Annotated in this window: 16 protein-coding genes; 9 read left to right on the top strand and 7 right to left on the bottom strand. The window is 70.5% G+C overall.

All coding sequences use genetic code 11. From position 1 onward, the window contains the following. Positions 1 to 1,072 precede the first annotated feature (1,072 nt). From AHOG_RS17965 to AHOG_RS17955, 3 genes are all read left to right on the top strand, one after another. A complete protein-coding gene (locus AHOG_RS17965) occupies positions 1,073 to 1,951 on the top strand; it encodes an SIS domain-containing protein (protein ID WP_093942393.1) in 879 nt (292 codons plus the stop codon). A gap of 478 nt (positions 1,952 to 2,429) precedes the next feature. Beyond that, positions 2,430 to 3,365: a 1-phosphofructokinase family hexose kinase gene (locus AHOG_RS17960; protein ID WP_093942392.1), complete on the top strand. Its 936-nt coding sequence runs from the start codon at positions 2,430 to 2,432 to the stop codon at positions 3,363 to 3,365. Then, positions 3,343 to 4,179: a class II fructose-bisphosphate aldolase gene (locus AHOG_RS17955; protein ID WP_093942391.1), complete on the top strand. Its 837-nt coding sequence runs from the start codon at positions 3,343 to 3,345 to the stop codon at positions 4,177 to 4,179. Before AHOG_RS17960 ends, AHOG_RS17955 begins: the two co-directional genes overlap by 23 nt. 457 nt (positions 4,180 to 4,636) lie before the next feature. Here the strand turns inward: AHOG_RS17955 and AHOG_RS17950 are convergent, their stop codons facing one another. The 3 genes from AHOG_RS17950 to AHOG_RS17940 form a co-directional block, all read right to left on the bottom strand. Continuing rightward, positions 4,637 to 5,422: a DeoR/GlpR family DNA-binding transcription regulator gene (locus tag AHOG_RS17950; protein WP_093942390.1), complete on the bottom strand. Its 786-nt coding sequence runs from the start codon at positions 5,420 to 5,422 to the stop codon at positions 4,637 to 4,639. 140 nt (positions 5,423 to 5,562) lie between these two features. Beyond that, on the bottom strand, positions 5,563 to 6,930 hold the full coding sequence (locus AHOG_RS17945) for a glycoside hydrolase family 43 protein (RefSeq protein WP_093942389.1): 1,368 nt from the start codon (positions 6,928 to 6,930) through the stop codon (positions 5,563 to 5,565). 81 nt (positions 6,931 to 7,011) lie between these two features. Beyond that, positions 7,012 to 8,502, bottom strand: coding sequence for a family 43 glycosylhydrolase (locus tag AHOG_RS17940; protein WP_245856295.1), 1,491 nt, complete (start codon positions 8,500 to 8,502; stop codon positions 7,012 to 7,014). 348 nt (positions 8,503 to 8,850) lie between these two features. Between AHOG_RS17940 and AHOG_RS28715 the strand changes: the two genes are divergently transcribed. Both AHOG_RS28715 and AHOG_RS30025 read left to right on the top strand, forming a co-directional pair. Then, complete coding sequence (locus AHOG_RS28715) at positions 8,851 to 9,003, top strand: hypothetical protein (protein ID WP_157736895.1); 153 nt, start codon at positions 8,851 to 8,853, stop codon at positions 9,001 to 9,003. Next, a complete protein-coding gene (locus AHOG_RS30025; RefSeq protein ID WP_093944563.1) occupies positions 9,000 to 12,218 on the top strand; it encodes an FAD-binding and (Fe-S)-binding domain-containing protein in 3,219 nt (1,072 codons plus the stop codon). The genes AHOG_RS28715 and AHOG_RS30025 overlap by 4 nt, the downstream gene beginning before the upstream one ends. Before the next feature lie 241 nt (positions 12,219 to 12,459). On the opposite strand, the gene AHOG_RS17930 is transcribed toward AHOG_RS30025, so the two are convergent. Continuing rightward, positions 12,460 to 14,532 (bottom strand): GmrSD restriction endonuclease domain-containing protein, encoded by a 2,073-nt coding sequence (locus tag AHOG_RS17930; protein ID WP_093942388.1) that lies wholly within the window; start codon positions 14,530 to 14,532, stop codon positions 12,460 to 12,462. Positions 14,533 to 15,329: 797 nt separating this feature from the next. Here AHOG_RS17930 and AHOG_RS17925 point away from each other — a divergent pair. Further along, positions 15,330 to 16,445, top strand: coding sequence for a serine hydrolase domain-containing protein (locus tag AHOG_RS17925; protein ID WP_093942387.1), 1,116 nt, complete (start codon positions 15,330 to 15,332; stop codon positions 16,443 to 16,445). A 416-nt stretch (positions 16,446 to 16,861) separates the two neighbouring features. Here AHOG_RS17925 and AHOG_RS17920 read toward each other — a convergent pair whose 3' ends face one another. Then, a complete protein-coding gene (locus tag AHOG_RS17920; protein ID WP_093942386.1) occupies positions 16,862 to 17,644 on the bottom strand; it encodes a MerR family transcriptional regulator in 783 nt (260 codons plus the stop codon). 346 nt (positions 17,645 to 17,990) lie between these two features. Next, entirely contained in the window at positions 17,991 to 19,523 is a 1,533-nt protein-coding gene (locus AHOG_RS17915; protein WP_245857009.1) for a 3-hydroxyacyl-CoA dehydrogenase NAD-binding domain-containing protein, read from the bottom strand. 256 nt (positions 19,524 to 19,779) lie between these two features. Between AHOG_RS17915 and AHOG_RS17910 the strand changes: the two genes are divergently transcribed. Beyond that, entirely contained in the window at positions 19,780 to 22,050 is a 2,271-nt protein-coding gene (locus AHOG_RS17910) for a prolyl oligopeptidase family serine peptidase (RefSeq protein ID WP_169725876.1), read from the top strand. Between the two features lie 1,116 nt (positions 22,051 to 23,166). Further along, the gene (locus AHOG_RS17905; RefSeq protein ID WP_093944561.1) at positions 23,167 to 23,799 is read left to right on the top strand and encodes an exonuclease domain-containing protein; all 633 of its coding nucleotides are present in this window, start codon (positions 23,167 to 23,169) and stop codon (positions 23,797 to 23,799) included. A 354-nt stretch (positions 23,800 to 24,153) separates the two neighbouring features. Here AHOG_RS17905 and AHOG_RS17895 read toward each other — a convergent pair whose 3' ends face one another. Continuing rightward, complete coding sequence (locus tag AHOG_RS17895) at positions 24,154 to 25,299, bottom strand: serine hydrolase domain-containing protein (RefSeq protein WP_157736893.1); 1,146 nt, start codon at positions 25,297 to 25,299, stop codon at positions 24,154 to 24,156. A 118-nt stretch (positions 25,300 to 25,417) separates the two neighbouring features. Between AHOG_RS17895 and AHOG_RS17890 the strand changes: the two genes are divergently transcribed. Then, the gene (locus AHOG_RS17890; RefSeq protein WP_245856294.1) at positions 25,418 to 26,044 is read left to right on the top strand and encodes an SRPBCC domain-containing protein; all 627 of its coding nucleotides are present in this window, start codon (positions 25,418 to 25,420) and stop codon (positions 26,042 to 26,044) included. Positions 26,045 to 26,158: the final 114 nt, after the last annotated feature.

Here is a 26,158-nt window from a genome sequence, read left to right as displayed (position 1 = left end):
GGCTGGGCGCGGGGTCCGACCCGCGGACGGTCGGCGGGTCGGCGGGCCGTCGGGGCGGTCGTGGGAATCGGACGTCGTGGTCGCCGCGGGCGGGCGACCGGGGCCGGTCAGGGTGTCGACCCGACCTCCGGGCTCCTCGGTGTCGTCCGGTCCGACGCCGAACCGGGGCGGGCGGGCGGGGCCGCCGGTGGGCGTTCGGGCGGGCGGCGGCTCGACGTTCGCGGGAGCGCGACGCCCGGCCGCCGGGGCGGTGTCCCGGCGGGATGTCGGGGGTTCGGGAGCGTCGCGCCCGATGTTCCGGCGGCAGGCGCGTCGGCGAGCCGGGGCCGGGCGGGCCGCGGGTGGGAACAGCGTCGACGGCGTGAGCCTGCGGCTCTCGCGATCGAGCGTCGGACGTCGGAGTGTCGGCTGCCGTCGACAGTGGAATCGGCGATCCGCGTCGGGACGAACGACTGAGTCATCAACACTCCTGCCCACCGCGGAGTACTTTGATCGTCACTCGACGTTAAGTGATCGATCATGCGCTGTCAACGCGAGTTCTGTGCATGATCGATCAGTGCTGCCGTCGCCGTTTCGTCCTCCGCCGAGCGGTCCGAGGTCCTGTTCCGCCGGGTGCACCATGTCGCTGCGCCGATCGAGGCAGCGGGCCGCGGTGTCGGGGGGAGATCGGGCGGTCGACGTCCGGGGTGGGCGCCGCGGCGGGTGCCCCGGACGTGGAGGTGCAGCGGGGCGGGCCGCGGCGTCCTGAACTGCTCGGATTCGGCTGTCGTCCTGCTCGGTGTCGTCGTCGGGTCGGCGGCGCCGCCGGTCGCGGGTGCTCGGCCGTTCGGGTGGCGCTCGTGGTCGTAGTCGTCCGGGCCCCGCGCCCGACGCCGATGGGCGATCGCCGCGCCCTCGGACGTGCGCGTCCCGACGCGGTCGAGTCGTCGTGTCGACTTCGGCTGATCATGAGTGCGCGAAGTTGATCGAAAATGGCTACCATCGATCAGGATCGCTCGATTCGCGCTCTGCTGATCACGCGAAGTGATCACGTCGCGGACGTCAACACCACGCGGGAGATGGGGAGTCACGCATGTCGCCGTCGATGATGGATGCGGAGATCGCGAGTCAGCCCGAGCACTGGCGGCAGGCGGCGGAACTCGTCCCCGCCTTCGCCGACCGACTGCCGGAGCACGGCAGCACGGTCGCGGTCGTCGGTTGCGGGACGTCCTGGTACATCGCGCAGGCCTATGCGGCGTTGCGTGAAGGGGCGGGACTCGGCCACACCGACGCCTTCGCGGCCTCGGAGTTCCCGACCGGCCGTCGATATGATCGCGTGCTCGCGATCACCCGGTCCGGCACCACGACCGAGATCCACCGGCTGTTGGCGCGGCTCGACGACACACCCAGCGTCGTCGTCACCGGGGTGCCCGCCGCGATCCGGGACACCGCCGACGCGGTGGTGGATCTGGCCTTCTGCGACGAGCTGTCCGTCGTGCAGACCCGCTTCGCGACCTCAGCCCTGGCACTGCTGCGGGCCCATCTCGGGGAGGACCTGAGCCGTGCCGCCGCCGAGGCCGAGCGGGTTCTTCAGACCCCGGTGCCGGAGTCGGTGCGCGGCGCGGGCCAGTTCACCTTCCTGGGCACCGGATGGACGGTGGGCATCGCGTCGGAGGCCGCCTTGAAGCTTCGTGAGTCGGCGGCGTGCTGGTCCGAGGCCTACCCGGCCTTGGAGTACCGGCACGGGCCGATCAGCGTCGCCGAGCCCGGCCGCGTGACCTGGATCTTCGGTGCCGCGCCCGCCGGCCTGGCGGAGGAGGTGCGGCGAACCGGGGCGATCGTGGTGGACGACGACCTCGATCCGATGGCCGATCTGGTCCGGGTGCATCGACTCGCGGGCGCCCTGGCCGCCGACCGGGGGCTGAACCCCGATGCCCCGCGTCATCTCAGCCGATCCGTCGTGCTGGCCTAGCGACTCGGCGATGACGGCGTGCACAGGCCTGTCGAGCGATGCCCGCGGGATCGACGCACTCGGCCCCGCGTGCCGGACCGGGGCGCCGAGCCGCGCACAGGGCTGCCTCGCGCGCGGCCACGCCGCCCAGACCGAGGAGCGCCGCGGGTCGGCGCGGCGGTCGGGCTCGGGAACGGCACAGGGCCTCGGTGCGGGAACTCGGTGCAGGACCTCGAACCCGGCGGAGGACCACGCGCGCACCCGGCAGACCGGGACCGGCCCGGTCGCGTCGAAACGCACCATCGGGCGGCCGTGCCCGCGGCTCTGGCGACGGGGCCCGCCGAGCCGGGGCACCGGGATCGGATGCCCGGCCGCACCCGACGGCTCGTCGGCTCGGCCACGCCGCGATCCGCCGACGGCCGGTCGGCTCCCGGCCACGCCGCGGTCGGCACGCCCGTCTGCTCGTGACCACCGCGAACCAGCGCATCGGAGGCCTGCCGTGATCCTGGTCGTCACCGCGAACCCGGCTCTCGACGTCACCTACACCGTGCCCGTGCTGACCCCAGGCACGATGTCCCGTGCCTCGTCCGTGCATCGTCGTGCGGGCGGCAAGGGCGTCAACGTGGCACGGGTGTTGCACGCGCTGGGCGCGCCGACCCTGGCGCTGGTCCCGTGCGGCGGCGGCGACGGCAGACTCGTGGGTGCGGACCTGGCCGCCGCCGGGCTGCCGCACGAGTTGTCGTCGATCGCCGGACCGACCCGCCGGACCGTGACGATCCTGTCGGCCGCCGACGGCACGGTGACGCTGGTGAACGAGCCGGGGCCGCTCGTGTCCGCGAGCGAGTGGGACGCGGTGGTCTCGGCGGTGCGTCGCCGGGTGCCCCGGGCCTCGGCGCTCGTCTGCGCGGGCAGCCTGCCGCCCGGCGCCCCGGTGGACGGCTATGCCGAGCTGATCGACCTCGCGCGCCAGGGCGGGGTGCCCACCGTGCTGGACACCTCCGGCGAGGCACTGCTCGCGGGAATCGCCGCGGGCCCCGACCTGGTCAAGCCGAACGCGACGGAGCTGTGCGAGGCCACCGGCACGGACGATCCCCTGACCGGGGCGCTGCGGATGCGGGCGCGCGGCGCACGCACGGTGTTCGTGTCCCTGGGGGCGGAGGGGATGCTCGCGGTCACCGACGGCGCCGCCTGGCGGGCCGGAGTCCCGCGTCGCCTCCGCGGCAACACCACCGGTGCCGGTGACGCGGCCGTCGCCGGGGCCTCGATGGAGCTCGCCGCCAGGCGGCCCTGGCCGGAGGTGCTGCGCAGCGCCGTGTCGGTGTCCTCGGCATCCGTGCTGGGCGCCTATGCGGGCGACCTCGACCTCGATCATCACCGGCGCGAGCACCGCGCCGTCATCGTGGAGGAGATTCATGCCGCTCGTGTCGACGTCTGACATCGTCATCCCGGCCGCGGACGAGGGCATCGGGTGCGGGGCGTTCAACGCCGTGGCCCTGGAACACGTCAGCGCGATCATCGCCGGTGCCGAGGCGGTGCGGACGCCGGTGATCCTCCAGGTGAGCCACAACGCCGTCCGCCATCACGGCGCGCTCGGGCCGATCGGCGCCGCGCTGGTCGCCGCAGCCCGGGCCGCGCGCGTCCCGGTGGCGGTGCACCTGGATCACGCCGAGTCCGCCGAGCTCGTGCGGGAGGCCGTCGCGCTCGGGTTCTCCTCGGTGATGTTCGACGCCTCGGTGTTGGACTACGCCGACAACGTGCTGGCCACCCGCGCGGTGGTCGAGCACTGTCGGGCTCATCGGGTCTGGGTGGAGGCCGAGTTGGGCGAGGTGGGCGGCAAGGACGGTGCGCACGCCCCGTGGGTGCGGACCGATCCCGAGGAGGCCGAGGCCTTCGTGACCGAGACCGGCGTCGACTGTCTGGCCGTGGCCGTGGGCACCTCCCACGCGATGGACACCCGCGATGCCCGACTGGACCTCGGTCTGATCGCCGCGCTGCGTGCGCGGGCGGGCGTGCCGCTGGTGTTGCACGGTTCGTCCGGGGTCGCCGACGACCATCTGATCGAGGCCGTCCGCCACGGCATGACGAAGATCAATATCGCGACTCGATTGAATCAGGTCTTCACCGAGGGCGTGCGCGAACGGCTGGCCGAACGACCCGCGGAGGTCGATCCTCGCAAGTACCTCGGCGCGGGCCGGGAGCGTCTGACCGCGGAGGTCTCCCGATTGCTGAGCCTGTTGTCGACCCGCTGACCGGTGACCCGGCGGCGCGGTGTTCTCGTGTTGGGCGGTCTCGTGCCGCCGGCATCCGGGATGCGTACCCGCTCGCCGAGCCGCCCCGCGTGCGCTCGGACGCCGCGGCGCCGCGTCGGGCCGACACAGGCGGTGCGGCCCGCCCCGGTCCCGACCCGGCGGCCGTCGGGCTGCGCGCCGGACGCCCGATGCCGGACGGGGGATGGGGGACGCGCGGAGTCTCGAACACCGGATGAATTCGCCATGCCCGCTCACACCGCATCCTGGGCGAGGGCTTCCGCGCCCGCCGCGTCACGAGCACCTGCTCGCCGGTCCGGGGATGACGGGCGGCGCGCCGACGAGACGAACGGAAGGGCGGCCGAGCGCCGGAGTCGACGAGGGCCGTGGCCTGCGGGAAGATCCGCAGCGTTCGCACGGCGGCGCGGGCCCTTCACGCCGGCCGTCCGTGTCACCTCGCTCAAGCGGTGATGACCCGCAGCCCCTCCGCGGCGAAGGCGTCGAGCACGGACTGCTCCGCCTCGGCGTCGGTGACCAGGGTGTGCACCTCGGAGGTCGCGCAGATCCGGGCGAAGGCGTAGCCGCCGAGCTTGGAGCTGTCCGCGACCACGGCGACATGCCTGGCGCGCGACACCATCAGCCGATTGATGCTGGCCTCGCCCTCGTGATGTGCGTAGGCACCCCGCACCGGATCGACGGCGTCCACCCCGAGCAGGACGAGATCGAGGGTGATCTCCTCCAGGACCGGGACTGCCAGCGGCCCGGTCAGCTCGAAGGACTGCTGTCGGGCGACGCCGCCGGTCACCACGGTCTTGATGTTGTGTCGCACCACGAGGTCGCCCGCGATGTTGAGTGCGTTGGTCACCACCGTCAGCGCCGGGGACTCGCCTCGCTCGGCCAGGTCCTGGCGGGTGGCGATCGCGCGACCCACCTCGGTGATGGTCGTCCCGCCGTTGAGCCCCGCCACCATGCCGCGTTCGACGAGTTCGGCCGCCGCCTCGGCGATGCGCTGCTTCTGCGGTGCGTTGCGGGCGGCCTTGTGACGTAACGGCAGATCGTAGGCGACGTTGCTGGCCACGGCCCCGCCGCGCGTCCTGGTGAGCAGCTGACGTTCGGCCAGATGCTGGAGGTCGCGCCGCACGGTCGCGGCGGAGACGTCGAGCTCGGCGGCAGTGGCCTCCACGTCGATCCGGTCACGCTGTCCCACCATGTCCAGCAGCGCGTTCAGCCGCTCGTGCCGATCCACCGGGACCACCCCTCGCCGCGCCCGTGCCAGTCCCGGCAATCTACCGCGCGACCCCGCTGCGCCGAGGCGCCCTGGAGTCGAGAAGACTGGAGCCGAGGCGCCTCGAGTCGGGACGCGCGGGCCGGGCGGCCGACGCGGGATCAGTACCCGACGCGGAAGGTCGCGTCCCGCCGGTCGGTCTCGGTGGAGACCACGTCGACCCGCAGCAGGTGATCCGCGTGCCGCAGATGGCGATCCGGGAAGTTCGCCGAGCGGAACGACGTCCACGCCGGGTCGGCGAGGCCGGGGACCCGACGGAAGGTGGCGTCGGCGGCGAAGGCGGCGCCGCCGTCGTCCGCCGCCAGGACCACCGCGAACCCGGTGTGCCGCAGATAGTGGCCGGGATGGCTGATCGAACGAAAGGAGACGCCCGCGCCGTCGGCCAGTCCGGGCACCAGCGACCACTGCGAGTCCGGGTACGGGTCGAAGGGGTACGGGTCGATGCGGCCCGCGTATCCGCTGTGGCGGATGTAGTGGTCGGGCAGGTTGTAGGACTTCACCCGATTCCAGGCGGGCGCGCCCCAGCGCGCGAGCAGGGCGTCGTGCTCCGCGCGCGTGATGCCGCAGATGGTGGGGTGTTTGGCGTTGAGCGGCTGGTCGTACTGCGCCTTGGTGAGCGCGGTCCAGGAGTCGACGTCGATGTTCCCGCTGCGCCAGGCGTACAGCTCGCCGTTGATCGGCGAGAACGAGTCGCCCCACAGCCACCACTCGTCGCGGGTGTGGGACTTCACCACGATCGGCGCCTCGATGCCGCCGCTGATCACCCCGGAGGTGTAGGTGGTGAAGCCGCCGGGATCCAACGTCGACGACCGCGCCCCGTAGAGCCTGCCGTCGACGAAGCTCTTGTAGTACAGGTAATGCGTCCCGCCGTGACTGTGCATGGTGCCGTCCAGCACGTCGAAGCCGGGATCGAAGAACAGCTCCGGCGCGCTGACGGTGTGGAAGTCGGTGGTGTGGTTCACGTACAGCGCGTCACGGCCGTGGTGACGCGCGGAGTACAGGATGCCGTACCGCCCGCGGGCGGCGTCGAAGAACGACTCCGGAGCCCAGGTGTGCGTGGGCATGGAGTGCATGCGCAGCCGTCGATAGCCGGTGAACGACCGCAGATCGGCGGAGTCCCAGACATGGATGTACTGGTTCTGTCGAGTGAAGTCGGTCCCGAGCAGATCGGTGGCCACGACGACGAAGCCGCCCGTGTGTCTGCGCAGGATGTGCGGATCACGCAGACCGCCGGTGCCCGAGGCGGGGGTGGCGACGGGCTCGCCCTGGTTGAGCGGAATCCAGGTGAGGCCGTCCAGACTGACGGCCAGGTGCAGCGCGTAGCGGTCGGCCAGCCGGGACGGGGACTCGGTGAAGTAGCCCATCACGTAGGCCTCGTCGTCGACCGCCGCCAGGGCGGTGTGGCGGCTCGTGCCCGCCAGGACGACGGCGGACAGGCCGAGAGCGAGGACGGTGCGGCGGTGCGGCATCGCGGGGCTCCGGAGGTGTCGGGTGTGACGGCCCGCGAGGCGCGTGCACCGCGGGCCGTCCTGGTCGGGAGTGTGGTGTGGTCAGAAGGTCGACTCGCCGGACGGCGCGGGCAGCGTCGTCCCCAGGCGCACGGGGACGCCGAAGTCCGGAGTGCCGTCGGCGTTCCAGGTGAACCGCTGTGCGCGGGTGGAGCGGTTCATGTCGCAGCCGCCGCTCGCGGAGTCGTTGGCGTGGTAGACGATCCAGCTCTCGGTGCCGTCGGGCGAGGTGAAGAAGCCGTTGTGGCCGGGGGCGAACACGCCGTTGCCGTCGTGGCGCTGGAACACCGGGTTCGGCGACTTCGTCCAGTGCGACCGGTCGAGCGGGTCGGAACCGGTGAGGGTGAGCAGCCCGAGCTTGTAGTCCGGACCCCAGCAGGCACTGGCGGAGTAGACGATCATGGTGCGGCCGTCCTGATACAGCGGTTCGGCGCCCTCGTTGACGGGGTGCGTCTGCCGCTCCCAGGGCAGCGTCGGCTGCGAGATCGTGCGCCGCGCACCACTGATCGTCCACGGGTTGCTCAACGGGGTGATGGTCAGGCTCTGCGTGCCGTCCATCGCGCTGCCCAGCAGGTACAGTCGCCCGTCGTGGCGGAGGATGCTGGGGTCCAGTTCCCAGGTGTCGCCGAGGTCGGCCTTGAAGGAGTACGGGCCCATCGGATCGGTGCCCGCGCTCTCCAGAACGTGCAGGCGCTGAGTGGGATTGAAGTCCTCGACGTCCTGCCCGGCCACGTAGTACAGGTACCAGCGGCCGTCGATGAGGTGGAATTCCGGTGCCCACATGTTGCAGCAGCCGTTCGGGCGTCCCGACAGGTCGAACACGACCTGGTCCGCCGCACTGGCCAGCCCGGCGAGCGTGCGAGACCGGCGCATGGTGATCGTGGAGTTCCACGTCGTGGTGGCCAGATAGTAGAAGCCGTCGTGGTACTGCAACCACGGGTCGGGACCGTTGTGCTTGATCGGGTTGGCGAACGTTCCCGGCGGCGTCGCGTCCGCTTGGACGAGTCGCCACTGCTGATTCTCCCCGCCGGTGTCGGGCCACTGCACCACGCGCGCGCCGTCGTCCGTGGACCATTCCCAGACGTCGGCGGCCTTGCCGCTCACCCGGTTGATCAGGCGAACGTGTCCGTCCGGGGACTCGGCGAGCCGGAACTGCTGGCTCGGCCGATTCGCGTCGGTGTTCTGCACCAGATCCACCGCGTCGGCGGTCGAGACGAACTCCAAGACCTTGTCGCTGTGGTGGGACCGCAGCCGGTACCAGCCGCCGCCGGAGTCGAGGAACCGCCACTGCTGCCAGGCGCCGTCGTTACGGCTGTACTGAGCGATGCGCGCGCCGTCTCCGGTGGCCAGCTCGTAGACGTCCAGCGCCTTGCCGCTGTGCCGGTTGACCAGGACATACGATGCGGCAGGGTCGACGGCGACGGCCGCGGCGGCGGGCGGGGGGGCCGGGACGGCGCCGACGGCCAGGATCGAGGCGACGAAGACGATCGCGGCACGCCATCGGCCGCGTCGGCGGTGGTTGATCGGTATCACGGTCTTCTCCCTGCGATCTCGTGCACGGGCGGTCGATCCTTGCGATGGAGCGCCGAACGGCGCAGCGGGAAACGGAGCGGAACGATTCGGCGGTCGTGGTCCGCGAATCCCTGGTCGGGTGGCGAATAATCTATGGAAGACAATTCATAGCGAATCAATCGTGGTCGGACAAGCGGCCTTTCGGTGTTCGCTGTCAGTTCTGTCGAAGTGATTCGACGATCCGATCCGCGAATTGTTCGTCGCGTCGTCGAACAATGGTGTGGAAGGGGAGTGCCGCGGCTCGGCCGCTGCGGGAGGAGTCGCCCCGACGGCCTTGACCGGACGTGGCGCGGCCGGTTCGGCGGCGGGGTGACACGACGAGTCGTCGCCGCGTCGCTCGCGGCGTGGCACGGTCCGCTCGACTACTGTCTGGAGAACATGTCCAGCCTTGTCGACCTGCCCGGGGTGGTGCGCGCCGCCCGCTCTCGTCGTGTCGTGTCGTGGGGCGGGGCCGCCCGGTGAGCGGGCGGCGGGAGGAACGTCGGCAGGCAGCCGGTCTGGCGGCCCGACTGCGGCATGTGGTGGCGGGCGAGGTCGACGACGACACCCGGCGGCGCGCCGAGTACTCCACCGATGCCTCGAATTACCGGGTCGTCCCCGAGGTCGTCGTGTTCCCGGCCGCGGCCGACGACGTGCTCGCGACGCTGGAGACCGCCCGATCCTCGGGCGTCGCGGTGACGGCGCGCGGCGGCGGGACCTCCGTCGCGGGCAATGCGATCGGCCCCGGCGTCGTGCTGGACTTCTCCCGACATCTCGGCCGGATGCTCTCCCTCGACGCGGACGCGGGGACCGCGACGGTGGAGCCGGGCATGATCCTCGCCGATCTCCAGCGCGCCGCCGCTCCGCACGGCCTGCGGTTCGGACCCGACCCCTCCACCCACTCCCGCGCCACCCTGGCGGGCATGATCGGCAACAACGCCTGCGGGCCGCACGCCGTGGCCTACGGTCGCACCGCCGACAACGTGCGGTCGCTGGACGTCGTCGACGGGACGGGCCGCCGCTTCACCGCCGCGGCCGACGTCGACGCGGTCCCCGGTCTCCGCGAACTGGTCGGGTCCCGACTGGACGTGCTGCGTACCGAGCTGGGTCGCTTTCCCCGGCAGGTGTCGGGCTACTCGCTGGAACATCTGCTTCCCGAACGGGGACACAGCCTCGCGAAGGCGCTCGTCGGCACCGAGGGGACCGTGGCGATCACGCTGGCCGCCACCGTCGACCTGGTCCCGATCACGCCGGCTCGCGTCCTCGTCGTCCTCGGCTATCCGACGATGCCCGACGCGGCCGACGCCGTGCCGCGGCTGCTCGCCCACTGTCCGCTGGCCGTGGAGGGACTGGACGCCCGGCTGATCGACGTCGTTCGTCGCCATCGTGGCGCGGCGGCCGTGCCCGCGTTGCCGCGCGGCGGCGGCTGGCTGATGGTCGAGGTCGGCGGCGCCGACACCGCCGCCGCCGAGGCCTCGGTGCGCGCGCTGCTCGCCGACGCCGAGGCCGTCGACGCCGTCGTGCTGCCCGCCGGGGCGCAGGCGGCGGCCATGTGGCGGATCCGGGAGGACGGCGCGGGACTGGCGGGCCGGACCCCCGGCGGCAGACAAGCGTGGCCCGGCTGGGAGGACGCGGCGGTGCCGCCGGAGCGGCTCGGCGCCTACCTGCGGGAGTTCGAGTCCCTGATGGACTCCTACGGCGTCGAGGGCCTGCCTTACGGACATTTCGGCGACGGCTGCGTGCACGTGCGACTCGGCATCCCCCTGGAACGGGACGGGTCGGTGCTGCGTGCCTTCGTGACGGACGCGGCCAGGCTCACCGCCGCGCACGGCGGCTCCTTCTCCGGTGAACACGGGGACGGTCGGGCCCGCGGTGAGCTGCTGCCGCTGATGTACTCCCAGCGTGTCATGGACGTGTTCGCGGGATTCAAGGCGCTGCTCGACCCCGACGACGTCCTCAACCCGGGGATCGTGGTGCGCCCGCGCGCCGTCGACGCGGACCTCCGTCGGCCGAGGGCGCTGCCGCTGCTCGCCGCCGACGGCTTCGCCTTCGCCGCCGACGACGGCGATCTGACCCGCGCGGTGCACCGCTGTGTCGGAGTGGGCCGATGCCGGGCCGACGACAGCGCGGCGGGCGGGTTCATGTGTCCGTCGTTCCTGGCGACCCGCGATGAGAAGGACTCGACGCGTGGCCGGGCCAGGGTCTTGCAGGACCTGGCGCGCGGCTCGCTGATCTCGGGCGGCTGGGCCGCCGAGGAGGTCCACGAGTCGCTGGACCTGTGTCTGTCGTGCAAGGCCTGTGCGAGCGACTGCCCCGCCGAGGTGGACATGGCGCGGTACAAGTCCGAGGTGCTGCACCGCAGATATGCCGGGCGGTTGCGGCCGGCCAGTCACTACAGCCTCGGCAGGCTGCCGCTGTGGCTGTCGATCCTGCACCGGCTCGGGAGGATCGGCCCGACACTGGTCAACGCGGTGTTCGCCGCCGGGCCGCTGCGGCGTCTCCTGCTGGCGCCGGCAGGCGTCGACAGCAGACGACGGGTCCCCCGGCTTGCCGCCGTGCCCTTCCGCCGCTGGTGGCAGCGCCGGTACTCCCGCCCGACGCTGGATTTCGGCGGCGCCGCGACCGAGGCGGCCCTCGGCCGTGTCGCGGTCGAACGGCCGGCGTTGGGCGAACGGCCGCCGTTGGGCGAAGGGCCGACCGGGACGGGGTCGACCGGAGCGGAGGCGACCGGGGTGAAGTCCACCGGGCCAGGGCCGGCCGCGACGAAATCGGCCGGCGCGGGGCGCGCGACCGGTGGGCCGAGCACGCCGCGCGACGCGGAGGTGATCCCGGGTGATGCGGAGGTGATCCCGGGTGACGCCGGACTGGACGGGTCGCCCCCGGCCGCCGACGGCACCGAGGAGACGGCCAGATCGGCGGCGCGGACCGGTCGGCGTCGAGACTCCGTCGACCTGACCGAGCACGACGCCCGGCCGCCGGTGGTGCTGTGGGTCGACACCTTCACCGACGGATTCGACCCCGCGATCGCCCGGGCGGCCGTGGACGTGCTCGGCCGGGCGGGCCTGCGCGTGATCGTGCCCGCGCGGCAGGCGTGTTGCGGGCTCACCTGGATCAGCACCGGTCAGCTGCCCGCCGCCCGCCGGAGACTGCGAGAGCTGCTGTCGATCCTGGGCCCGTACGCCGCCCACGGCGTGCCTGTCGTCGGCCTGGAACCGTCTTGTCTGGCGGTGCTGCGCTCGGATCTGATCGAGCTGCTTCCCGACGATCCGCGCGCCCACCAGGTCGCCCGCGCGGCGACCAGCCTCGCCGAGCTGCTCACCGAACGCTCGACGTCGGCGACGCCGTGGCGGCCGCCGGATCTGACGGGCGTCACCGTGCTGGCACAGCCGCACTGTCATCAGCACGCCGTCTACGGCTATGAGACGGACCTCGCCTTGTTGGCGGCGGCGGGCGCGCGAACCACGCGGCTCGCGGGCTGCTGCGGGCTGGCCGGGAACTTCGGCATGGAACGCGGGCACCACGACGTGTCGGTGGCGGTCGCCGAGAACGCCCTGCTGCCCGCCCTGCGCGAGCACACCGAGGACGTGGTGTTCCTCGCGGACGGCTTCTCCTGCCGCACCCAGGCCGAGCAGCTCGCAGGCGTGCGCGGCGTCCACCTGGCGCAGCTGCTGGCACGCGGAGTCGACGACCGGGCGTGAGCATGTGTATGTCAGCCTCTAGGACGGCAGCTAGAATGTCGGTGTCGACCGCTGTGGACGGACACATTAGAGGATGCTCGTGTAGCGACTGGAAATTTTTCTACTCTGCGCTAGTGCGGCCTGTTGTCTGCGAATATTGCCGACGGTTTCCATTCTTGCTGTAGAGAGGTTGAGAGGTTGGCCGTCTTTACGTTTGATTCTTGTTCTCGTACGACGGCCCGCCTCTGGACTTGGGTTGGTATCAGGTTTCCTTTTGTTCGCTAAATGGATCAAGTGCTGGATCTTCGACGGGTGCGATTCCCGCAATTTTCGCCAAATCGGCGCCGCTTATGTACTTCTTCTTGTTTGCAACGTCGGATCCGTTGATGATGATCCCTTCGGCGGCCAATTCCTCAGAGATTTGTTCTACACTGTCGTATCCGGCAATTCTTGCGTCGTTTGAGTGGCTGCCGTCTAGGCGAAGTACTCGATGCCCGCCTTTGCATGCGATCGAGGAAAGCCATTTTCCGATGGTGTTATGGTGGACGCCCACGGCTTGTCCTATGTCGCCATAAGATGACCAACGGCCGCGTGGAATTGCTCCAAGGACCTGCTTCATCAGAGCGATCTTCTGGGTTTTATCGATGGAGATCTCGGAGTCTAGTGGTCCTGGCCAGATGGAGAGAACCCTCTGAATCATCAGTTCACTTCTGTGTTCGATCTGCTCTCTTCCCCAGCTTGAGTAGTTTGAGATCTCCTTATTCATTGCCAGGCCGCTGGCGGCGAGAATCTTCGATTTCTCTCGAAAGCTCTTATTGGACAGCTTCCCGTTGTACGCTGACAGGGTGAGGTTGCCTAGGGTGTGCAGTAGTGCCTGGTGTAGCTCGGCTGCCGAATCGTACTCGCCTAAATCTGATTCCAGCGTTCGAATCCATTCCTCGTTGAGCGTTTGTGGAAGCAGATGCTCGACGGTGAGTGGTGACCTGGTGTAGTCTACTGGCTCGGAATTCGCGAAACTTTCCTCGATGCTTTGCAGCACGAAGTTCTGTTGAGCCTTCCTGCCTTTGTAGTAGAAGGGCTCGAATTTCAATGCCTCGCGGATCTTCTCGTCGGTGGGAAATCGCCTTCGCTGTCCAGACAAGATTGGCAGAATGTTCTGCACTACGGGAAGCTTCTTCCCCAACATCTTTGCGAGGTTGTTGAAGTGGATGTTGTTCCCTGTGCTCCTTGATCCGACGAGCATTTGGCGAACCATGTAGCTTTCCAGGATCCTGAGAGATTCCGAGGCTTGTTGGGCAGTGATGAAACCCTTGTCGTGGGATATTACGACGAGGAGTGACACTGGGTGAACTGTTTTTGATCCCCATCGCTGAAGACGATCTAGAGCTTCCCGCAGCTCAGGAGTTGCGTTCTCATTCGGGTGGACGACGCGCCTTAGCATCATCGCTTTATAGTGGAGATCTGAGATCCATGCTTCAATATCGTCTTCTTCTGTAATGGCTTCAAGCAGGTTCTTTTGTGTTGCGTATGCTGATCCTAATCTGGGGTGATCAACGCCGCGGAGGATGAGGTCGAACCAAATGAGATCCACCAACTCTTGGTCGGTCAGCATTTTCTGCATGGGAAGCCATAAGTTTCCGTATACGCGGTCAGCCCTGTCTGAAAGTCTCATGAATAAATAATTGCGCAACAGGTCGCCTTGCGTAAGCTTGAGTCCTCTGTCGTTCAGTGACTCGAAGATCCGATAAGCGTTATCTCCTTCGTGTGTGCAGATCTCAACGAAGGCTAGCCGGGTTGTTATGGCTTCTTCGATTTCGCTGATTTCGAAGTACCCGGAACCCGCCAGTTCGGCTACCTTCGTTCGGAAGAAATTGTATGCGACGCCGATTCCGTCTTCGCCTCCAGTGTTGTGAATTTTGTCGACAAGGGCATTCCAGGAAGGTCGGTCTATCTGAGTTGGCACGAGCTTATAGTGAACATTCCTGTTAAACTTGCTTTTAAGGTAGAATGAATTTATGTTTCGGGCCAGCTCTTCGTCGATTTCTTCTGCATAGTCTCTTATTGCGCATAGGAGAATGCTTAGCGTTGTTAGGCGCTGCTGTCCATCGATTACGAGCCAGTGTGGCACGGACGAGGTATGCGATGGGCTTGGAGAAAGGACGATGGAACCCATGAAATGGCTTTCCGTGTCGTCTGATTCAAGGAGGCTGATTATGTCCTGCCATAATTGTTCCAGCTGCTCGATTCCCCACCTGTAAGATCGTTGATAGAGGGGTATTGTGAACTTCTTAGACCCTTGAAGAATTGCCTGAAGTGTTGCTTCGGTGGCCTTCAATGTGCTCCCTTTCTGGTGCGATTGATGAAGGATAGCAGCGCTCGAACCATGACTTGCAACTGCGAGTCATGGGAAAAGTGCTGACTGAAACTTTCATGCTGACCCTTGGGTTCGCTGAGTGTTGCATGAAGGGAGAACGGACCGGCCGGCGGATGCGGTAGGAAATTTTCTGTCCGCAGCTGTGTATCCAACAGTGTGAGAGATGAAAAGTGATATGCGCGATGCCGATCGTCGTGATCAGCACTTCCGTCTCTACTGAGCAACAGTGGCTACCTGTCTCCGCTGCTGAGATCACCCTCTCCGGCGTGTGGGCTTAGGGAGCTTTGCCTGGCGAGCGAGCCGTAGCACTTCCATCCAGCCGCTGTGTCAGACGTTCTCGATGGTGAGGGCATCGATGCCACAAGGAACCTGACGCTGGTTGGCTCGCTGGTCATTCCGGCTCTGGGCTAGCGGAGTGATGCTCGCAGTCAGGTGCATCGAGCGTCGCTTGTGGGCCCGCGCCCTGCTGCGTAGACCTGCATCGGAGCCGAGTCGGAGCCGTATAACGATCACCTGGCGTCGGCGCGACCGACGAGACGATGTCGAGGGCGAGGACGTATCAGGACCTCGTACACGGGACACGCTCCTGCACAGTGGCCGGTCGGGGTGCGAGGCACAGTGTTCCGGCTGCTGTCTTACCTGGTCAGAACTACCGGCCGGCAATGTCCGGGCCGATGGCCGCCCGATGACCTCCTGCGCGGATCGCGCCGGTCATACCGTCGCCCCACCGAATAGATCAGCAGACGGGAGACGGGAACATGGGACCGAATCGACGACGGCTCGTCGGGATCGCGGGCGCCGTGACGCTCGCCCTCGGCGTCGCCGTGGCACCGCCCGCGGCCGTGGCGCAGGACGAGCACGCGGCGACCCAGGCGGCACTCGATCTCTACCGGGAGGTGGGCGGACCGGGCGCGGCCGTCTACGCGGGCGACGTCGAATCCGCGTGGACGCTGACCTCCGGAACCGCGAAGATCGGACAGCAGCGGCCGATCACGACGACCGACCACTTCCGACACGGAAGCCAGTCGAAGACGTTCACGGCGGCGGTGGTGATGCAGCTCGTCGACGAGGGGCTGGTCGCGCTGGACACGCCGATCGAGACCTACCTGCCTGGCGTGGTGACCGACAACTACGACGGCGGGGTCATCACCACGCGCCAGCTTCTCGCGCACACCAGCGGCATGGTGCGCGACCCCCGCGACGCTCGGCCGTCCCCGGACGGCACGTTCGAACTGGCCGAACTGGTGCGCTCCGCCATGGACGAGCCGCCGCAGGACGCCCCCGGCGCCTCGGTGCGGTACTCCAACGTCGGCTACCTGGTGCTGGGTCTGCTGATCGAGGAACTGACGGGCAAGCCGGTCGGCGACGTGATCACCGAGCGGATCATCGAGCCGCTCGGGCTGGAGGGCACGTCGTTCCCGGCTCGGGGCGAGCGCGCGCTGCGGGACCCGTTCGTGCCCGGCTACCTCATCGTCCGGGTCCCGCCCCTCGTGTTCTGGACCGAGGTCACCACCTCGACCGAGCTGTCGGTGTGGGCGGCCTCCGGCGGGATGGAGTCCACACTGGAGGACTCGGTCAGGTTCTTCCAGGCTCTCCTCGCCGGGGACGTGGTCTCGGAGAGCGCGCTCGCGGAGATGCGGGACACCGTGCCCTACCTGAACGGCTACGGCATGGGACTCGGCCTCAACGACCGACAGCTCTCCTGCGGCGGCACCGCCTGGTTCAAGCACGGCGCCCTCGGCACCGGGCACACCTCGGTGACGGCGGTGACCGACGACGGTCGATTCGCCTCCCTGGTCACCAACGCCATGGTGACCACCGAGGTGGCGACGGCACGGGCCGACGCGGTCTTGGACGCGGCGCTCTGCGAATGACCGGCACGGGCAGGCGCGGACCGCGCCTGCCCCGCTTCTCGGTCCGGGAGGCAGCCTGCGCACCGTCGTGACAGCCGCGATGGTGCGCATCGCGGTGCGTGGCGGCAGGCCGGGGACACGCGGCGGGTCGACGGCACGTACCGGCGTAACCGCCGCGCACTCCTGCCACCGGCTGCCGGGCGCGGTGCCGAGGCAGAAGGTCACCGGTCCCGGCGCCAGGCGGTCCTCTCGGTGAGTGACGACCATGGCTGCATTCGGGGCCGCTGGACCACGCCGTGTCGGGCACGACGCGGTGGAGGAGTGCTCGTCTCAGGGAGTGCCGATACCAGCGGCGTGCGGCGGTCTGCGGCGGCCGCCGCACCCGTCATGATCACGGGCGGGCACATCCGACAAGCCGCGTGCGGCGCCTCGGGCGATCACGACGGCGGGGGATCGAGTGGCGGCCTGCGGCTGTCGCCTGCCTGCTTCGTCGCCGCTCCCGCTGCTCCCGCCGGGTTCGCCGCTCCCGGCTGCTCGAGCATGACCAGGTAGCCGTCGAGCATGCTCGCGCCCGCGAGCAGGTCGCGGCTGCGGGCGGTCAGCCGGTCCTGCCAGGAGCGGAGGAAGACCGCCAACGGCTCCCCGCCGCCCGCCTCGCGCAGCGAGTCGAGGAACCGGGCGACCTGAGCCGGCGGACAGCCGCCTCGGCGGAGTTGCCGCGCGATCTCCGCGTCGCGCACGCAGTCGGGGCCGTACCTGCGGTAGCCCGTCGCGCGGTCGCGTTCGGGGTGCAGGATGCCCCGGGCCTCCCAGGCACGCAGTGTCGCCGGGTGCACGCCGAGCCTGCGGGCCAGCTCGCCCACGGTCAGCGGTCGGCCGTCGATCGGCCGGGGCGGTGTGGTGGTCAGGCCGTTCAACGCGGCCGCGACCCCGGCGCGGGTGTCGCGCTCGGCGAGCAGTGCGACGTGCGCGGCGTCGATGAGGCGATAGGCGGCGTCGGCGTCGTCCCGGTGGACGGCGCGCATGATCTCCAGTGCCTGCTGATATCCGTGGCCGCCGCGCAACGCGAGGAAGGCGCGAAGAGCCTGGGCATGCCGGGGCGTGTAACGCCGGTATCCCGTCTCACCGCGTCCGGCGGCGGGGAGGGCGCCCGCTTCCTCGTAGTTGCGGATCGCCTGCGCGGACAGCCCGTGCTCCCGGGCGAGGTCGATCGGCCGCAGCCTGCACCTCCGTTCGACGCCTGCCAGGCATCGTCCCGCGGCTTTCCGGAACGAGGCCTCACTCGTTTCTTCGACGATAGCGTCAAGGCCGAGCTCATCCGCTCGAAGGAACGCTCAGGCACACCGCCGCACGGCGTGCCCACGCCCGCCCGGTCGACGACCCCGTCCGCCTCGGCCGCGCGTTCCATGAACCGCTCGCAGGCCGAGACGAGTCGCCCGACCGTCCTGGCCTCGGCGAGCCGCCCCAGGGGATCGAGACGGCGGCACCAGGGGCGGCCGTCGCGGCGAGGTCGCCCTCTCCGGCGGGAGGCACCGCCGCTCGACCGGAGCGGTGGCCTGCGGCGTCTCACCGAATGTCGAACGGCGGTGTCGTCAGCGAGATCCCCAGCTGCGCCCGTTCCCGTACCCACCGAGTCGGCCGATACCGGGGATCCCCGGTGCCGGCCGACAGCGCCTCCTGCAGGTCGAGCAGCCTGCGGGCGCCGATGCGGTCGCCCCAGCTCAGCGGGCCGTGCGGGTAACCGAGCGCCGCGGTGACCGCCGAGTCGACGTCCTCCGGAGTCGCGAGGCCGCGTTCGGCGATGGAGGCTCCGACGCCGATGATCGAGGCGAGCAGGCGCTGCGGCACCGAGCCCGCGGTGTCTCGGACCACCGACACCGCCCGCGGCGAGCCTGCCGCCCCGCCGGCCGCCAGCGCGGCGCGGGCGTCGGCGACCGCGGCCTGCGACACGGCGGGCGTGGCGGCGACCACGGCACGTCCGGTGTCGAGGGAGAGCGGGCAGACGCCGACGGTGCGATCGGCGGGCAGGCCGTGTTCGCGGACGGCGGCGGCGACGGTGGTTCCCCAGGTGGGCACCAGCAGAACGGGGCCCCGGTCGGCGGCCCCGTTCGCCGCGATGCGCGTCGGGTGCTCGCCCGCGCCGGAGGCCGTGCCCGCGGCGAGCAGCGACCGGCGCACGGCGTCCGCCGCCCACCTTTCGCCCGGTCCGGTGCCGACCACCCGCAGTGGACGGCTCCGGTCGCCGATGATCGGGGGCTCGGGGGCGGGCGGCGCGGCATCGGGGCCGTGATCGTAGAAGCCTCGGCCGGTCTTGCGGCCGAGCAGTCCCGCGGCGACCCGGTTGGGGGTGAGGAACGACGGCCGCAGTCGGTCGGAGTACCGAAAGCCCGCCCACACCGAGTCGATCACCGCCGCCGAGACGTCCAGCCCCGTCAGGTCGGTCAACTCGAACGGACCCATCCGCAGCCCGAGCACGTCCCGGGCGATGCGATCGACGTCCGGCACCCCGGCCACCGACTCCTCCACCAGGGCCAGGGCCTCGGTGATCAGACCGCGCCCGGCGTGGTTGACCAGGAAGCCGGGGGTGTCGGCGACCACGACGGCGCGGTGACCGGTGGCGCGCACCAGCTCGACGAGCAGTGCGGGGATCTCGGGCCGGGTCAGCCCGCCGGGCACGACCTCGACGATCCGCATCAGCGGCACCGGGTTGAAGAAGTGCAGACCCGCCAGCCTCGTCGGGTCCGCGAGGGTCGCGGCGAGCTGGGTGACCGGGATCGACGAGGTGTTCGTGGCGAAGACGGTCGAGGCGGGCAGGACCTCGGCCAACCGGGCGAAGACCTCGGACTTGACGTCGAGGTCCTCCCGCACCGCCTCGATGACCAGCTCCACGTCGGTGCTCGGCTCCCACGGCGACCCCAGCGGGTGCAGTCTTGCTCGCGCCGCCGCCGCCTCGGCGGCATCGAGCCTGCCCTTGTCCACGGCCCGCTCGAGCATCGCGGCGACGAAGCCCACGGCGTCGTCGACCGACTCCCGCCTCGCGTCGGCGAGCTCGACGGCGTGTCCCGCGGTGACGGCCCATTGCGCGATGCCTCGGCCCATCACGCCTGCCCCGACGATCCTGATGTGCACGGCGGCCTCGATCCTCTCCGGCGGCGATACTCCTTCGGACACTGTGACGGGCGCGCGGGCCGATGACCAGTGGTCCGACGATCCCGCGCCTGCCGCGTCGCCGCGCCGATGGGGCCGCGGTGCCGACCGCGGCGCCGGACGTCGGGCGGCATGGTCGCGCCGAGTCGCGTCCCGCGCGTCGCGCCGGTCGGTCGCGCGGATCGGCGGGCATGGCAGGGTCGACGGCGTGACGCGATCACCCGAGAGCAGGCCGCCCGCGGCACGGGTCGACATCGTTCGAGAGCGCCGATTCGACGTCGATCTCGCCGATCCCTATCGCTGGATGGAGGACGGAGGTCCGGAACTGAGTCGATGGCTCACCGAACAGACCCGGCACACCAGGAACGTCCTCGACGCCTCGCCGAATCGTGCCGCTCTGCATGCCAGGATCGGCGAGCTGACCTCGGCGGGTGTCAGCCGCACCGGATTCGCCTCCGCGGGCGGGCGGTTGTTCTTCCGCCATGCCGATTCCCGGACGAACGGGTCACTGCTCATGGTGGCCGAGGACGGCGACCTGGCGGACATCGTGCGGGGCACCACGACGTCCGAGGCGTCGACGGGCGGCCGCGTGCTGCTCGATCCCGCCGTCGCGACCGGCGACGCACACGGCAGCCTTGACTGGTACGTGCCCTCCCCGGACGGCCGGCGGGTCGCGGTCGGTCTCTCCCGGGGCGGCGCGGAGGACGGCACGCTGCGCATCGTGGAGGTGGACGGTTCCCGGCTGCTCGACGACGTCCTCCCCGGCACCCCGCACGGCGCGGTGTCCTGGCTGCCGGACGGCGAGTCGCTCGTCTACCACCGATATCGTGAGGCCCCGCCCGGCACGCCGACGGACGAACTGCGGCTGGACAGCCGATCCTGCCTGCACCGGCTCGGCACCTCCGCCGACGAGGACGTCCCGCTCCTGGCGCGCGGGCTGAACGATCGGGTGCCGCTGTCGCGACGGGACCGGCCGTTCGTCCTGGTGCAGCGGCGGTCGGACTGGGTCGTCGCCGTCGTCTCGCACAGCGCGCTGGTGGGTCCTCTCACCGAACGGCTGTCCGACTGCTCGGTGTACCTGGCGCCCCACACGGCACTCGCCGATCCCGCCACCTGCCCCTGGCGGCGGATCGCCGGCCCCGCCGACGACGTCACGGCCTTCGCGATGCACGGTGACACGCTCTATCTGGTGGGACATCGGGGCGCGCCGCGTGGTCGGGTGGTGGCGATCTCGGCCGTCGACCCCGACCACTCGTCGGTGATCGTGTCGGCGACCGACCGGGTTCTCGGCGCCGTCCACGTGGTGGGCGGACAGGTGATCACCCGAGAGCTGGTGGCCGGCGCCGATCGGCTGCGCAGGCGGCCTGTGGCGGGCGGCCCCGCCGAGGAGATCGAGCTGCCCGCGGCAGGCAGCGTGCGGGAGTTCGTCGAACTCGGCGACGCCGCCGCACTGCTGGTGCTGACATCGCAGACCAGCCCGGCGATGATGCTGCGCTACGAGGACGCCACCGGGACGGTGCGGGACATCGGCCGGTCCGCGCCGTCCGCCGTGACGTCGGCGGCTCCGCCGACGTCGCCGGAGCCGCGCGGATTCGCGGCGGCCGATCGCACGGTGGCGGATCTGTCGGTGGCGGGTCTGTCGGCGGCCGATCTCGTGGTGACCGACCTCTCGGTGCCCGCCCGCGACGGCACCGCCGTCGGGCTGCGGGTCGTGCACCGCGCGGGACTGGCGCTCGACGGCGACAATCCGACGCTGCTCACCGGGTACGGCTCGTACGGGCATGTGCTCGCGGCGGAGTTCGCCCCGGAGCTGCTCGCCTGGTACGAGCGCGGCGGCGTCTACGCCGTCGCCGGGCTCCGTGGTGGCGGCGAGCACGGGCGCGACTGGCACGAGGCCGGCCGCGGGCCGCGCAAGGAGAACACGATCACCGACTTCGTGGACTGCGCCGAACACCTCATCGCGCTCGGCTACACCCGCCCGGACCGTCTGGCGGGAGAGGGCGCCAGCGCGGGCGGCATCCCGGTCGGCGGGGCGATGGTGCGGCGGCCCGAGTTGTGGGCGGCCATGGTGCTCCGGGTACCGGTGACCAATGCGACCCGCCAGGAGTTCAGCGAGAACGGGCCGGTCAACGTTCCCGAATTCGGCAGCGTCACCACCGAGGACGGACTGCGTGACGTCCTGATCATCGACTCCTACCTGCGGGTTCGGGACGGGACTCGGTATCCGGCCGTGTTGCTGACGACCGCGCTCGATGACCCTCGGGTGGCGGTGTGGCAGCCCGCCAAGACGGCCGCTCGCCTGCAGGCCGCCACGGCCTCGGAGCGGCCGGTGCTGCTCCGCGTCGAGGCCGACACCGGACACGGCGAGGGCGTGACGAGGGACCAGCGCGTCGCGTCCACCACCGACGTGCTGACGTTCCTGTGCGATCAGCTCGGCGTTCGGCCGCGGGAGGGCGACGAATCAACCGTGCGGGCCTGAATTCGTCACGGGGACGCGCGGCCCGCCCTTCGGCTGATCATGTTCGGTGCGCTGATGGTCGAGTCTCCGGTGTGCCCGGCCCACCAGTTCGTCCGGCGACCTGAGACAGGTCGGAGACCGGAGCGGAGCCGCCTTCGTCCGGCCGCCTCGCCGCGACCGCTCCACCGTCGGGTCCGTCGCCGACCGGCGGCCGGTTCCTCCAGACGGAGCCGTGGCGGCCGGTTCCCCGTGCCGGCAGCGCGTCGCTCCTGAACCTGGTGCGGGCGCGTGCCGTCGTCGTCCGCCACCACTGTGGCGATCCGTGCCGTGGCGACCCGTCACGGCCCGTCGGCCGATCCGGCGGCCCCGAGCGGTCGGGCAGACATCGTCGGCACGTCGGTCGAGACACACCGCATCGTCCACTCTCGTCACGAGCCCGATGGCGGTCCGACACCTCTCCGATGTCCTGATTCGTTCAGGGCATCCCGGAATTCTCCTTACACCGTGCTTCGGCATCGTCGTCGAATCACCTGTCAGGTCCTTCATCGGCGAAACACGACGAATCACGATCCGGCGTGTCGAATTCGTTACGCGCGTGCGGAAACACGACTCCGCCTTCCGGCGATACATGCTGCGCGGAGCAGGCGGTGATCAAAGGTGATCGCGGGGGTCTCGTGCAGTCGGACCATATCGTCGTCGACGAGCAGCACACGGCGAGCCGGCCTGCCGTGATGGCGGACGACATCGGCCTGTCTCGGCCGCCGAGAGCCGAGCCGACGGGCGCTCGAGAACGAATGGACGAACGTGGCGCGGCGGCTGCTCGCCACCGGCGAGCGCGCGGCCGGAGTCGAAGGTCCGCCTGCCGGCTGCCCCGTGTCCTCTGCCGCCCGTCACCTGTACCCGAGGCCCGAACGGGTCCCACCCGCGGCGCACCGGCTCACGCCGTGAGCGCCTCGACGCGCTGCCCGAGCGCGCCGGAGTCGGCCTTCGCCGCCGAACCGCGCGGCGCGGCGCCAAGAGACCGTCGCGCGCACCGGGAGCCGCTCGGACGACCACGACCTGCCCGGTCCCGCCCTGGTGCGGGACGCGCCGAAGAGGACCACGCCGGTCCTGATCGAGGAGAATCCGGAAGTGAGCATGCGTTTCGCCGCGTTCGACACCGAGACCGCGAACGAGAAGCGGGGCTCGGTCTGTTCCGTCGGGCTGGTCGTGGTCGACGGGGGCAGAGTCGTCCGCCGCTATTCGACACTCTGTCGACCGCCCGCCGGGCTGGACTACTTCGCTCCCCGGAATACGGCCGTGCACGGCATCACCGAGGATCGGGTCCATGCTGCCCCGGCGTTCGCCGAGGTGCTCGCCGAACTCGTCGTGGCGGTCGGCGATCGCGTCCTCGTCGCGCACAACGCCTCATTCGACATCTCGGTGATACGGCAGGCGTGTGATCAGGAGGGCCTGGCCTATCCGGCTCTCCGATTCGGCTGTACCTGGACGTGGGCGAAGCGACTACTGGACATTCCGCGTCATCGGCTGCCCGACGTCGCACGCCATCTCGGTCTGCCGCTCGGCACACACCATGACGCGGCCGATGACGCCGAGGCCTGTGCGGGCGTCTGTCTGGAGTTGATGCGAAGGACGGGCGTCGGCTCCGTCGAGGAGCTGGCCGTCGCGGCGGGCGGGACGCTGCGTTCGCTCGGCCTGGGTCCGTGGAACCCTGTCCGGCCGTCCAGGATCGTCGAGCGCCCGGCCGCGGTCGTTCCGCCGATCGGGTGAGCAGCGGTTTCCCGGGTGACGTCGCGACGGGTGGCGGGCACGCGGGTCGCGGCTCGGCATCGCGGGCCCGTGCCTTTCGGAATCGCGCCGTCCTCGTCGCCGGGGCGGGTGGAGTGCCGTCCGGCTGTCCACGTCGGCTCGCACCGGGTCGGCGCCTGGCCGCGGCGGCAGGCGAGCCGCTGGACGCCCGCCTACCGGGCGTCGAGACCCGAGGCACGGGGCGACCGGGTCGCGTGGTGGGTGAGCGGTCGGTGTTCGCACATCGGTCCGCCGGGACGGAGTGCGACGAGTGCCGTAGCCGTGCGATCGACGGGGTCGTCCTGTGGGCGGCAGGCTCGAACGAGTGCCGTCCTCTCAGCCCGTGACCGAGTCGAGCGCCGCGTAGACGGCCTCGACCAGGGCGGCGGCGCGCGGGTCCATGCCCGGCGGACCCGGCACCAGCCGGGTGGTCGCGTAGCCGAAGGCGACTCGTCGATCGGGGTCGGCGAAGGCGACGGTCCCGCCTGCCCCGCTGTGGCCGAACGCGCGGACACCGGCGGGCGCTCCCGTCGGCGGGGACACCTCGAAGCCGCGACCGAAGACCTGTTCGACGGTCATGGCGGGACTGGACAGCACCAGATCGGCGCCGTCGGTCTCCGGCCGGAGGATGTCCTCGACGGTCGCGGGGGTGAAGACGTCCAGCAGCAGCCGATAGAGCCGGGACAGGCCGCGCCCGTCCGTGACCCCGCCGGAGGCACCCAGCTCGGCGGCCCGGTAGCGGCGGTCGGCGGCGGCCGTCACGGCGTCCTCGGGCACGGCTCCGCCGAGGGTGAAGGCGTCGAGATGGTGCGGGCCGAAGAAGGAGGACAGATCGACCGAGGCCGGGTCCGTTCCCGGCGGCAGCGGGGGCTCCTCCGCCACCACCTCGACGACTCGCGCCTCCTGCGCCTCGGGCAGTCCGATCCAGAAGTCGGCGCCCGCCGGTCGGGCCAGCTCCTCCTGGAAGAACGCGCCCAGGCTTCGGCCGTCCACTCGGCGCACCAGCTCACCGACCAGCCAGCCGAAGCTCTGCGCGTGGTAGCCGTAGGCGGTGCCCGGTTCCCAGGCGGGAGTCTGCGCGGCCAGCGCGGCGGCCACCCTGTCCCAGTCCGCCAGGTCGTCCATCGTCAGCCGCTCCCTCGGCGCGAGCACCCCCGCCTGATGACTGAGGACCCAGCGGACCAGCGTCGACTCCTTGCCCCGGACGCCGTAGGCGGGCCAGTAGTCGGCCACCCTGGCATCGAGATCGAGAAGGCCCCGCTGGACCAGCAGGTTCGCGCAGGCGGCGGTGGCTCCCTTCGCGGCCGAGAAGACGACCTCGATCGCACCCGGTGCGCCGCTGTACAGGTCCACCACGGGTTCGCCCGCCACATGGACGCACACCTGCGCGGTCTCGGAGCCTGCCTCGGACAGCGACCGCGCGAACGCCTCGGCCACGGGGTCGTAGCCGGCCGCGACGGTTCCCTCGACGGATGTCCTCATCCGACCACTCTGGCAGGCGCGACCGTTGATCGCGTCGCGACGCGGCGGGACGGACGAAGCCGAACCACCTGATGGTGCCGGTGCCGCCTCGCCCGCCCGCCGCGCCGCCTCGACGACGATGGCCACCGGGCAGGTCACGGGCGTCGAGGCCGCCGGCGAGCACCGCCCGCCGCAGGCGGCCCGCCGTGCCGAGGTGCTCGCGGCGGGCACGATCGGCGGGCGCGGGACCGGCCCGACTGTGGTCGACGATCGGAAGGGGACGGACATCGTGACGCAGGCGGAGATCATCATCGCGCCGGGACGGCAGGACATCATCATGACCCGCTTCTTCGACGCACCGCCCGAGGCGGTGTTCCGAGGGGTCACCGATCCGACGCTCGTGCCCCGCTGGTGGAGCGGCGGGCGGTTCACCACCGAGGTCGACCGGCTGGAGATCCGGCCCGGCGGGCTGTGGCGTTACGTCGTGCGCGACCCGGACAGCGCGGGAGAGTTCGTGTTCCGGGGTGTCTGTCACGACGTCGACGAGCCGAGGCGGCTCGTGCAGACCTGCGAGATGGAAGGGATGCCCTCGGCCGTTCAACTCGGCGTCTTCACCTTCGACGCCGTCGACGGCGGCACCGCCTATCGGGAGACCTCGGTGTTCGCCTCCGTCGAGCAACGCGATGCGTGGGTGCGGCCGGGCATGGCGGAGACGATGAGCGCGGGCATGGACCTCCTCGCCGAGATCGCCCGCGAACAGGGCTGAGGCATCCGCTCCCCTCGCCGAAGGGCGGTGCGGTCGTCAAGCCCGCGAGATCGTCGAAGGTCGACGCCGTGCTGCGACGAGCCGGCGCCGGAGCCGCCCGGCGGGAGAGGAGGC

Origin of the sequence: Actinoalloteichus hoggarensis, from assembly GCF_002234535.1 — a bacterium.
GTDB lineage: Bacteria > Actinomycetota > Actinomycetes > Mycobacteriales > Pseudonocardiaceae > Actinoalloteichus_A > Actinoalloteichus_A hoggarensis.
The sequence above is the reverse complement of the archived record's forward strand: the minus strand, read 5'-3'. Positions and strand labels throughout refer to the sequence as shown.